At 64.1% G+C, this 10,508-nt stretch carries 12 protein-coding genes and 1 pseudogene; 10 read left to right on the top strand and 3 right to left on the bottom strand.

Annotated features, from left to right (window positions below):
• The 10 genes and pseudogenes from nifH to hspQ all read left to right on the top strand — a co-directional run.
• A pseudogene (nifH, locus tag ACQR0W_RS33360) lies at positions 1–369 on the top strand (nitrogenase reductase); the annotation flags it as partial.
• A 73-nt stretch (positions 370–442) separates the two neighbouring features.
• Positions 443–1,945: a nitrogenase molybdenum-iron protein alpha chain gene (gene nifD / locus ACQR0W_RS33355; RefSeq protein WP_315713160.1), complete on the top strand. Its 1,503-nt coding sequence runs from the start codon at positions 443–445 to the stop codon at positions 1,943–1,945.
• Between the two features lie 83 nt (positions 1,946–2,028).
• On the top strand, positions 2,029–3,588 hold the full coding sequence (gene nifK / locus ACQR0W_RS33350) for a nitrogenase molybdenum-iron protein subunit beta (protein ID WP_315713159.1): 1,560 nt from the start codon (positions 2,029–2,031) through the stop codon (positions 3,586–3,588).
• Positions 3,589–3,720: 132 nt separating this feature from the next.
• Positions 3,721–5,394, top strand: a complete 1,674-nt coding sequence (gene nifE, locus ACQR0W_RS33345; protein ID WP_316166074.1) for a nitrogenase iron-molybdenum cofactor biosynthesis protein NifE — start codon at positions 3,721–3,723, stop codon at positions 5,392–5,394.
• A gap of 10 nt (positions 5,395–5,404) precedes the next feature.
• Positions 5,405–6,802 (top strand): nitrogenase iron-molybdenum cofactor biosynthesis protein NifN, encoded by a 1,398-nt coding sequence (gene nifN / locus ACQR0W_RS33340; RefSeq protein ID WP_315752837.1) that lies wholly within the window; start codon positions 5,405–5,407, stop codon positions 6,800–6,802.
• A gap of 25 nt (positions 6,803–6,827) precedes the next feature.
• A complete protein-coding gene (nifX, locus tag ACQR0W_RS33335; RefSeq protein WP_315713153.1) occupies positions 6,828–7,223 on the top strand; it encodes a nitrogen fixation protein NifX in 396 nt (131 codons plus the stop codon).
• A 10-nt stretch (positions 7,224–7,233) separates the two neighbouring features.
• A complete protein-coding gene (locus tag ACQR0W_RS33330; RefSeq protein WP_315752838.1) occupies positions 7,234–7,704 on the top strand; it encodes a NifX-associated nitrogen fixation protein in 471 nt (156 codons plus the stop codon).
• A gap of 18 nt (positions 7,705–7,722) precedes the next feature.
• Positions 7,723–7,923, top strand: coding sequence for a CCE_0567 family metalloprotein (locus ACQR0W_RS33325; protein ID WP_315713150.1), 201 nt, complete (start codon positions 7,723–7,725; stop codon positions 7,921–7,923).
• Positions 7,924–7,946: 23 nt separating this feature from the next.
• Positions 7,947–8,234, top strand: coding sequence for a ferredoxin III, nif-specific (gene fdxB, locus ACQR0W_RS33320; RefSeq protein ID WP_315713149.1), 288 nt, complete (start codon positions 7,947–7,949; stop codon positions 8,232–8,234).
• Between the two features lie 19 nt (positions 8,235–8,253).
• Positions 8,254–8,580, top strand: coding sequence for a heat shock protein HspQ (gene hspQ, locus ACQR0W_RS33315; RefSeq protein ID WP_315752839.1), 327 nt, complete (start codon positions 8,254–8,256; stop codon positions 8,578–8,580).
• 203 nt (positions 8,581–8,783) lie between these two features.
• Here the strand turns inward: hspQ and ACQR0W_RS33310 are convergent, their stop codons facing one another.
• Genes ACQR0W_RS33310 through ACQR0W_RS33300 form a run of 3 tightly spaced genes read right to left on the bottom strand, consistent with a single transcriptional unit; the run spans position 8,784 to position 10,487 of the window.
• Positions 8,784–9,101 carry a hypothetical protein gene (locus ACQR0W_RS33310; RefSeq protein ID WP_315713146.1) on the bottom strand — a complete coding sequence of 106 codons (318 nt, stop codon included), beginning with the start codon at positions 9,099–9,101 and terminating at the stop codon, positions 8,784–8,786.
• A gap of 22 nt (positions 9,102–9,123) precedes the next feature.
• Positions 9,124–9,975: a sulfurtransferase gene (locus tag ACQR0W_RS33305; protein ID WP_315752840.1), complete on the bottom strand. Its 852-nt coding sequence runs from the start codon at positions 9,973–9,975 to the stop codon at positions 9,124–9,126.
• Between the two features lie 53 nt (positions 9,976–10,028).
• Positions 10,029–10,487, bottom strand: coding sequence for a hypothetical protein (locus ACQR0W_RS33300; protein WP_315768856.1), 459 nt, complete (start codon positions 10,485–10,487; stop codon positions 10,029–10,031).
• Between the last annotated feature and the right edge of the window lie 21 nt (positions 10,488–10,508).

The raw sequence follows: 10,508 nt of genomic DNA, 5'->3' as shown, positions 1-10,508 counted from the left end.
AATTCCGGCGGCGTGCGCCTGGGCGGCCTGGTCTGCAACGAGCGTCAGACCGACAAGGAGCTGGAGCTGGCGGAGGCTCTCGCCAAGAAGCTCGGTACTCAGCTGATCTACTTCGTGCCGCGCGACAACATCGTGCAGCACGCCGAGCTGCGCCGCATGACCGTGCTGGAATATGCGCCGGATTCCGTCCAGGCCGGGCACTACCGCTCGCTGGCGCAGAAGATCCACAACAACGGCGGCAAGGGCATCATCCCGACCCCGATCACGATGGACGAGCTCGAGGACATGCTGATGGAGCACGGCATCATGAAGGCCGTCGACGAAACCCAGATCGGAAAGACTGCCGCCGAACTCGCCGCAACGGCGTAACCGCCACCGGTGCTCCGGCCCTTCATCTCCAAGGGCCGGATCACCTCCGCAACCGATCATCGAGGAAAGCCAGATGAGCGTCACCGAGAAACAAAGCGTCGCCGAGATCAAGGCGCGCAACAAGGAACTGATCGCCGAGGTCCTGAAGGTCTATCCGGAAAAGACCGCCAAGCGCCGCGCCAAGCATCTCAACGTGCATGAGAACGGCAAGTCGGATTGCGGCGTCAAGTCGAACATCAAGTCGATCCCCGGCGTCATGACCATCCGCGGTTGCGCCTACGCCGGCTCGAAGGGCGTGGTGTGGGGCCCAATCAAGGACATGATCCACATCAGCCATGGCCCGGTCGGCTGCGGCCAGTACTCCTGGGCGGCGCGCCGCAACTACTACATCGGGACGACCGGCATCGACACCTTCGTGACGATGCAGTTCACCTCCGACTTCCAGGAGAAGGACATCGTCTTCGGCGGTGACAAGAAGCTCGCCAAGATCATGGACGAGATCCAGGAGCTGTTCCCGCTGAACAACGGCATCACCGTGCAGTCGGAATGCCCGATCGGCCTGATCGGCGACGACATCGAGGCCGTCTCCAAGGTCAAGTCGAAGGAGTATGACGGCAAGACCATCGTCCCCGTGCGTTGCGAAGGCTTCCGCGGCGTCTCCCAGTCCTTGGGTCACCATATCGCCAACGACGCGATCCGGGACTGGGTGTTCGACAAGCTCCCGGCCGATGCCGCGCCGCGCTTCGAGCCGTCGGCCTACGACGTCGCGATCATCGGCGACTACAACATCGGCGGCGACGCCTGGTCGTCCCGCATCCTGCTCGAGGAGATGGGCCTGCGCGTGATCGCCCAGTGGTCGGGCGACGGCTCGCTGGCAGAGCTCGAGGCGACGCCGAAGGCGAAGCTCAACGTGCTGCATTGCTACCGCTCGATGAACTACATCTCGCGCCACATGGAAGAGAAGTACGGTATTCCGTGGTGCGAATACAACTTCTTCGGACCGAGCAAGATCGCCGAATCGCTGCGTAAGATCGCCAGCTATTTCGACGACAAGATCAAGGAAGGTGCCGAGCGAGTCATCGCCAAGTACCAGCCCCTGATGGACGCCGTGATCGCCAAGTACCGGCCGCGCCTCGAAGGCAAGACCGTGATGCTGTTCGTCGGCGGTCTGCGTCCGCGCCACGTGATCGGCGCCTACGAGGATCTCGGCATGGAGGTCGTCGGCACAGGCTATGAGTTCGGCCACAACGACGACTATCAGCGCACCGCTCAGCACTACGTCAAGGACGGCACGCTGATCTACGACGACGTCACCGGCTACGAGTTCGAGAAGTTCGTCGAGAAGGTCCAGCCGGACCTGGTCGGCTCGGGCATCAAGGAAAAGTACGTGTTCCAGAAGATGGGCGTACCGTTCCGCCAGATGCATTCCTGGGACTACTCGGGTCCCTACCATGGCTATGACGGGTTCGCGATCTTCGCCCGCGACATGGACATGGCCATCAACTCGCCGGTCTGGAAGATGGCCAAGGCGCCCTGGAAGCAGGCGCCCAAGCCGTTGCTTCAGGCAGCCGAGTAAGCACCACCGCCCACGGCCTGGCTCTCCTTCGACGGAGAGCCAGTGCTCCCTGATCGACACAGGAACATAGAGAGGGTTATCCCATGACGCAGAGTGCCGAACATGTGCTCGATCACTTCGAGCTTTTCCGTGGTCCCGAATACCAGCAGATGCTGGCGAACAAGAAGAAGATGTTCGAGAATCCGCGCGATCCCGCCGAGGTCGAGCGCATCCGCGAATGGGCCAAGACACCCGAATATCGCGAGAAGAATTTCGCCCGCGAGGCGCTGACCGTCAACCCGGCGAAGGCCTGCCAGCCGCTCGGCGCCGTGTTCGTTGCCGTCGGCTTCGAAAAGACGCTGCCGTTCGTGCACGGCTCGCAGGGCTGCGTTGCCTATTATCGCAGCCATCTGTCGCGCCACTTCAAGGAACCGAGCTCCTGCGTGTCGTCGTCGATGACCGAGGACGCAGCCGTCTTCGGCGGCCTCAACAACATGATCGACGGCCTCGCCAACGCCTACAACATGTACAAGCCGTCGATGATCGCGGTCTCCACCACCTGCATGGCGGAAGTCATCGGCGACGACCTCAACGCCTTCATCAAGACCTCCAAGGAGAAGGGCTCGGTTCCCGCCGAGTTCGATGTGCCTTTCGCCCATACGCCTGCCTTCGTCGGCAGCCATGTCACCGGCTACGACAATGCAATGAAGGGCATTCTCGAGCACTTCTGGGACGGCAAGGCCGGCACCGCGCCGAAGCTGGAGCGCGTTCCCAACGAGAAGATCAACTTCATCGGCGGTTTCGATGGCTACACCGTCGGCAACATCAAGGAAGTGAAGCACATCTTCGAGGCGATGGGGATCGAGTACACGATCCTCGGCGACAATTCGAACGTGTTCGACACGCCGACCGACGGCGAGTTCCGTATGTATGATGGCGGCACCACGCTGGAGGACGCGGCCAACGCGATTCACGCCAAGGCGACGATCTCGATGCAGCACTTCTGCACCGAGAAGACCCTGCCGTTCATCAAGAACCACGGCCAGGAGGTCGTCTCCTTCAACCATCCGGTCGGCGTGACCGGCACCGACGCCTTTGTGATGGCGCTGTCACGCATCACCGGCAAGGAGATTCCGGAGCAGCTCGCGCTCGAGCGTGGCCGCCTGGTCGACGCGATCGCCGACTCCAGCGCTCACATCCACGGCAAGAAGTTCGCGATCTACGGCGATCCGGATCTCTGCCTCGGCCTCGCAGCGTTCCTGCTCGAGCTCGGCGCCGAGCCGACCCACGTGCTCGCCACCAACGGCAACAAGGACTGGGCCGAGAAGGTCCAGGCGGTGTTCGACTCCTCGCCGTTCGGCAAGAACTGCCAAGTGTATCCCGGCAAGGATCTCTGGCACATGCGCTCGCTGCTGTTCACCGAGCCGGTCGATTTCCTGATCGGCAACACCTACGGCAAGTATCTGGAGCGCGACACCGGCACGCCGCTGATCCGCATCGGCTTTCCGATCTTCGATCGTCACCACAAGCACCGCTATCCGGTGTGGGGCTATCAAGGCGGCCTGAACGTGCTTGTCACGATCCTCGACAAGATCTTCGACGAGATCGACCGCAACACCAACGTGCCCGCCAAGTCGGACTACAGCTTCGACATCATCCGCTAGGACACGGCGCGCGGCGGTCCCTCAAGGGCCGCCGCGTCTCGATCTGGACGACGAGGCTCATGGGGAAGGCACTGAAAGCCTGAGCCTCCTCGGCCAAAAGACGCGCAGAAGGTCCGCCAACAGGAGAAGCCGATGAGCTCGCTGTCTGCCACGATCCAGAACGTCTTCAACGAGCCGGGTTGCGGCAAGAACGCCAACAAGTCCGAGGCCGAGCGCAAGAAGGGCTGCACCAAGCAGCTGCAGCCGGGCGGTGCGGCGGGCGGGTGCGCGTTCGATGGCGCCAAGGTCGCCTTGCAGCCGCTGACCGACGTCGCGCACCTCGTGCACGGACCGATCGCCTGCGAGGGGAATTCCTGGGACAACCGCGGCGCGGCCTCGTCTGGCTCGCAGATCTGGCGCACCGGTTTCACGACCGACATCAACGAGACCGACGTCGTGTTCGGTGGCGAGAAGCGGCTGTACAAGGCGATCAAGGAAATCATCGAGAAGTACGATCCGCCGGCGGTCTTCGTCTACCAGACCTGCGTGCCCGCCATGACCGGCGACGACATCAATGCCGTCTGCAAGGCGGCCTCGGCCAAATTTGGCAAGCCCTGCATCCCCGTCAACTCGCCCGGCTTCGTCGGCCCGAAGAATCTCGGCAACAAGCTCGCCGGCGAGGCGCTGCTCGACCACGTCATCGGCACCGTCGAGCCGGAGGTCACAACGCCCTACGACCTCAACATCATCGGCGAATACAATCTCTCCGGCGAGCTCTGGCAGGTGAAGCCGCTGTTCGACGAACTCGGCATCCGCATCTCCGCCTGCATCTCCGGCGACGGCCGCTACAAGGACGTCGCCTCGTCGCACCGCGCCCGCGCCGCGATGATGGTGTGCTCCAAGGCGATGATCAACGTCGCCCGCAAGATGGAGGAACGCTACGGCATTCCGTTCTTCGAGGGATCGTTCTACGGCATCCAAGACTCCTCGGACTCGCTGCGCGAGATCGCGCGCCTCCTGGTCGAGCGCGGCGCGCCGGCCGATCTGCTGGACCGCACCGAGGCGGTGATCGCGCGCGAGGAGGCCAAGGCCTGGGCGGCGATCGAGCCGTTCAAGAAGCGGCTCACCGGCAAGAAGGTACTGCTGATCACCGGCGGCGTGAAGTCGTGGTCGGTCGTGGCGGCGCTGCAGGAGGCCGGCATGGAGCTGGTCGGCACCTCCGTCAAGAAGTCCACCAAGGAGGACAAGGAGCGCATCAAGGAGCTGATGGGCCAGGACGCGCACATGATCGACGATATGGCGCCGCGCGAAATGTACAAGATGCTCAAGGACGCCAAGGCCGACATCATGCTCTCGGGCGGCAAGTCGCAATTCGTGGCGCTGAAGGCGGCGATGCCCTGGCTCGACATCAACCAGGAGCGCTCCCACGCCTTTATGGGCTATATCGGGATGGTGAAGCTGGTCGCCGAGATCGACAAGGCGATCTACAACCCGATGTGGGAGCAGCTGCGCAAGCGGGCGCCCTGGGAGCAGGCCGACAGCAACTGGCAGGCCAGGGCGATTGCCCAGGCCAATGCAGAAGCGGCGGCGCTGGCGGCCGATCCGGTCGCCGCGGAAGCCGCGCGACGCGCCAAGAAGATCTGCCACTGCAAGTCGGTCGATCTCGGCACCATCGAGGACGCGATCAAGGCCCATGGCCTCGCCGATGTCGCCGGCGTTCGCGAGCACACCAACGCATCGGGCGGCTGCGGCGCCTGCGCCGGCCGTGTGGAGGACATCCTGGCGGCGCAGAAGGCGCCGGCCGAGCTGCTGCAGGCGGCGGAGTAGGGCGGCGCTCATGGCCAAGGTCACCATTGGAAAGAAGGCCTGCGCGGTCAATCCGCTCAAGATGAGCCAGCCGATCGGCGGCTCGTTCGCCTTCCTCGGCCTGCGCGGCGCGATGCCGCTGCTGCATGGTTCGCAGGGCTGCACCTCGTTCGGCCTGACCTTGTTCGTGCGCCACTTCAAGGAAGCGGTGCCGATGCAGACGACGGCGATGAGCGAGGTCGCCACCGTGCTCGGCGGCTATGAGAATGTCGAGCAGGCGATCCTCAACATCTACAAGCGACAAAAGCCGGAGATCATCGGCATCTGCTCGACCGGCGTCACCGAGACCAAGGGCGACGACGTCGACGGCTACATCAGGCTGATCCGCGAGAAACATCCAGATCTCGCGAATTATCCGCTGGTCTACGTCTCGACGCCGGACTTCAAGGACGCGTTCCAGGACGGTTGGGACAAGACCGTCGCCAAGATGGTCGAGGTGCTCGTCGACAAGCCGACCTCGACCCGTCGCGACCCGGCGCGGGTCAACGTGCTGCCGGGCTGCCATCTGACGCCGGGGGATATCGAGGAGCTGCGCACCATCATCGAGGATTTCGGTCTGGAGCCATCGTTCCTGCCGGATATCGGCGGCTCGCTCGACGGCCACATCCCCGACGAGTTCACGCCGACAACGATCGGCGGCATCGGCCTGGAAGAGATTGCGACCATGGGCAGCGCGTCCTGGACGATCGCGATCGGGGCGCAAATGAAGCGAGCGGCGGAAGCGATGCAGGCCAGGACCGGCGTGCCGTATCGGCTGTTCGAGCGGCTCTGCGGGCTGCTGCCGAACGACGAGTTCATGACGTTCCTCAGCAAGATCTCGGGACGCCCGGTGCCGGTGAAATATCGACGGCAGCGCGGCCAGCTCGCGGACGCGATGCTGGATGCGCATTTCCACATTGGCGGCCGCAAGCTCGCTGTTGGCGCCGAGCCGGATCTGCTGTTCGACGTCGCGAGCATGCTGCACGACATGGGCGCGCATGTGTCGGTGGCGGTCACCACGACGCAGTCGCCGGTGCTCGAGCGGATGCCCTGCGATGAAGTGCTGATCGGCGATCTCGAGGATCTCGAAAACCTGGCAAAGGAGCGCGACTGCGGCTTGATGCTCACGCATTCGCACGGCCGCCAGGCCGCCGCCCGCCTCAAGATCCCGTTCTACCGGATCGGCTTTCCGATGTTCGACCGGCTCGGGGCAGGGCATCTCCTGACGGTCGGCTATCGCGGCACGCGCGATCTGATCTTTGCGCTCGCCAATCTGATCATCGCCGATCGCGAGGACAACCATCAGCCGACGCCCGACACCTGGCTCGATCCCTGGAAGGACCTCGAACAGGCATCGATCGACACCGCCGTCGTGGCGCCACTGCATTGACGTTTCAGGAGAAAGGACCGACGACATGAAAGTCGCATTCGCTACCCAGGATCTGAAGCGCGTCGACGCCCATTTCGGCTGGGCCAAGAACATCGCGATCTACGATCTCGATCCCGAGGGCTACCGCTTCATCGAGAAGGTCGAGTTCGACGGCGATCTCAAGGAGGATGGCAACGAGGACAAGCTGGCGCCGAAGATCGAGGCGATCAAGGATTGCGCGATCCTCTATGTCGCCGCGATCGGCGGCTCCGGCGCAGCGCGCGTCGTCGCCAACAACATCCATCCGATGAAGGTCACCCAGCCCGAGGAGATCACCGATCTGCTCGGCAAGCTGCAGGCGGTGCTCAAGGGCACGCCGCCGCCCTGGCTGCGCAAGGCGCTGGCCAAGGGCCAGGAACGCGCGCTCGATTTCGAGGAATGAGGAAACCACCATGTCCGATACCGCGGTAGCCGTCGAAACCATCCCCGCCGAGCAGCGGCCCTTCGTCAAGGAGCTGATCAAGGTGTGGCGCGCCCAGGACACCCATGGCGCATGGGAAGGCAAGAAGGACATCGACCTGCTCGAGCCCTACATCCTGGACAAGGAGAAGCGGCGGGCGTTGCCGATCATCGGCGATCCCGATCCGGAGACGATCTGGCGGCTGGAGCTGTTCTTCAATGCGGTCGCACTGTCGATCGAGAAGGCCACCGGCGTCATGATCTCGCCGATGCTGAAGATGAGTCACGAGGGCTTCGGCCGCATGGTGCTGATCGGCGGCCGGCTGATCGTCGTCAACAAGCAGCTGCGCGACGTCCACCGCTTCGGCTTCGACAATCTCGGCAAGCTGGCCGACGAAGGCGACAAGTTCGTCAAGGCCGGCGTCGAGATGATCGAGAAGTTCAAGGACGTCGCGAACTACTGAACGGCGAGGATGAGAGAGATGAGCGACCTGGATACCCTGAAGGCCGAGATCAAGAAGCTGTCGGCACGCGCCATGGATGCCAAGATGAACCTGCACGACCTGTCGGAGGAACTGCCCATCAACTGGGACCAGATCCTGCCGACGGCGCAGAAGGCGCATGACGCGTTCGCCGAGCTGGAGAAGAAGCGGGCCGAGCTGAAGAAGCTCGAAACCGCGTAAGCCCGATTTGAGGATCCGTCATCATGTCCAACGCAACCCGTGACGGTCGCGACTGGCGGCCGGACTATCTGGTCGCCATCGATCCGGCCAAGTGCATCGGCTGCGGCCGCTGCTACAAGGTGTGTGGCCGCGAGGTCATGACCCTGAAGGGCATCAACGACGAGGGCGAGTTCGTCGAGCTCGACGACGACGAGGATGACGAGGTCGAGAAGAAGATCATGGTCATGAACGACACCGGCGCTTGCATCGGCTGCGGCGCCTGCGCCCGGGTCTGCCCGACCAACTGCCAGACCCATTCGCCGGCGGCCTGAGATTGTCGAGCGTGCTGCCATGATGCGGATGGAGGCGAAATTCACGATCGGCCAGGTGACTCGGCACCGCGTCTACGATCTGCGCGGCGTCGTGTTCGATGTCGACCTGTCGTTCTCCGAGGAAGAGGGCTGGCGCGCCATCACCATGGACGCCAGGCTCGACAAGGAGCAGCCATTCTACTATCTGCTCGCCGAATGCGGCGAGAGCAGCTACATCGCCTATGTGCCTGAGCAGAACTTGGTGGCGGACGCTTCCGGGGAGCCGGTGAAGCATCCCGATATCGGCGAACTGTTCGATGTCGACGATGAGGGCAGCTATCGCTACCGCGGGCGGATCTTTCAGTAGATCTTGCCACTGCCGTCATTGCGAGGAGCCGCAGGCGACGAAGCAATCCAGAGTCGTCGTGCGGCCCTGGATCGCGTCGCTGCGTTCGCGATGACGGAGACTTGTGTTGGCCACGATCTATCCGCTCGTCATTCCGGGGCGCGCGCTTCGCGCGCCCCGGAATGACGGTCGAGAGATGAGGGCCAGGCCGAAAGCGGGGACTTTTACTCGATCCCCTGTTCCCTGGCCTTCCACATCGCCGCGATCCGGAAGCGCTCGTTGATCGCGGCGGGGTTGGCGAGGATCTCGGCCTGGGCGGCGGCGAACGCGCTCTCGACGATCGCTGCCTCGTCCTTGGTCAAAGTGATGCGGCCGGCCATGTGAGTCGCGTCGGGCGCGGCCTCCCAGATCTTGCGCCGGTTCGGATGCAGCTTGACCTCGACCAGCTCGAACGCCTCGAGCTCGCCTTCGAGGCAGATGGCGAGGCCAATCACCTCGACCTTGCGGCCGTCCTGCGTGGTCTTGACCAGAGTCTTTGCCATGCTCGTGCTCCCGTCGTTGAAATCACGCCGCGACCGGCGTGTCGTCGAGCTGGCTCCATTCCGCCCAAGCGCCGTCGTAGACGGCGGCGTTCGGAACGCCGAGCCGGTAGAGCGCCAACGCCAGCATGCAGGAGGTGATGCCCGAGGCGCAGGTGGTAACGATCGGCTTGTTCAGATCGACGCCCGCGGCCGTAAAGCGTGCGGTGAGCGCGTCGGGCGCCAGCAGCACGCCGGAGTCCGGATCGACCAGATCGGCCCAGGGCAGGTTGATGGCACCTGGAATGTGGCCCTGGCGCTTGAAGGTGAACACGTCTGCCTGCGTGCCGTCGAACTTGCCGGGCCCGCGCGCATCGATGAGTTGGCCGCCGGCCTGCAGCAGGCGACGCACGTCGGCCGAGGTCGCGACCAGGCCGGGCTGGAAGCTGGCCGTGAAGCTCGCCGGCACCGGGCGCACCGGCGTCATCTCCGCCGGCCTCTTCTCCTTGGTCCATTTGCCGAAGCCGCCGTCGAGCAGGGCGACGTTGTCGTGCCCGAATACGCGGAACATCCACCACACGCGGCCCGCGGCCGAGCCGCCATAGTGACGGTCGTAGACGACGACGCGATCGGCATTGCTGATGCCGAGCAGCCCGACCTTGTGGGCGAAATCGCCCGCTGACGGCAGCATGTGCGGCAGCGGGTTGGACTTGTCGGCGACCTGGTCGATATCGAAATGCACTGAGCCCGGCAGGTGCCGGCCGCGGTATTGCGTACGGCCGTCCAGGTTGGTGCTCGGATGGTGCCAGGTGCAGTCGAGGATCTTGGTGGCGGGATCGGAAAGATGTTGTGCCAGCCAGTCGGAGCTGACCAGGGTGCTCGAGGGATCCGTGCTCATGCATGCGCTCGCGATTTGAAGAGCCAACAGGATGACTGACGCGCTTGCGGGCGTCAGAGCGTCTTCGGCATCGGATAGCCCGGGCGTGGATGGGTGTCGTAGTATTCCGGACGCTCCGGCCAGCCGCCTTCGGCGACGATCTTGAAGGTCGCGACCGTGACCGGCGCGCCGGGCGAGCACGACACTTCGGTGAACTTGATTTCGCGCTCGCCTGGGCCGGCGGAGAAATCGGCGACGGTAGTACCGTCCGCCTTGCGCGCCCGCGCAAAGCCGGGCGTGCCGACGGTGGCCGCCGGCACGGACGTCGCGACGAAGTTCGGCTGCTCGAGGCCATCCACCGCGGCGCCGAAGGCGGGCGAGCCGAACGTGAAGGTCGCGAGCACGCCGCTGCGGTCGACCGGCTTGTCCGCGGTGATCGGACGCGCCACCGAGTAGACCGTCAGCGTGCCGCCCTCCAATGCCGCCTTGATGTCGTCGAGCGAGCTCTCGACGAATTCCAGTGCCACGTTCATGTCGATCTCCTTACAAAGAGG

Origin of the sequence: Bradyrhizobium sp. HKCCYLRH1034, assembly GCF_051168375.1 — a bacterium.
GTDB lineage: Bacteria > Pseudomonadota > Alphaproteobacteria > Rhizobiales > Xanthobacteraceae > Bradyrhizobium.
Note: the sequence above shows the minus strand (reverse complement) of the source record. Positions and strands in the feature narration are given on the sequence as shown.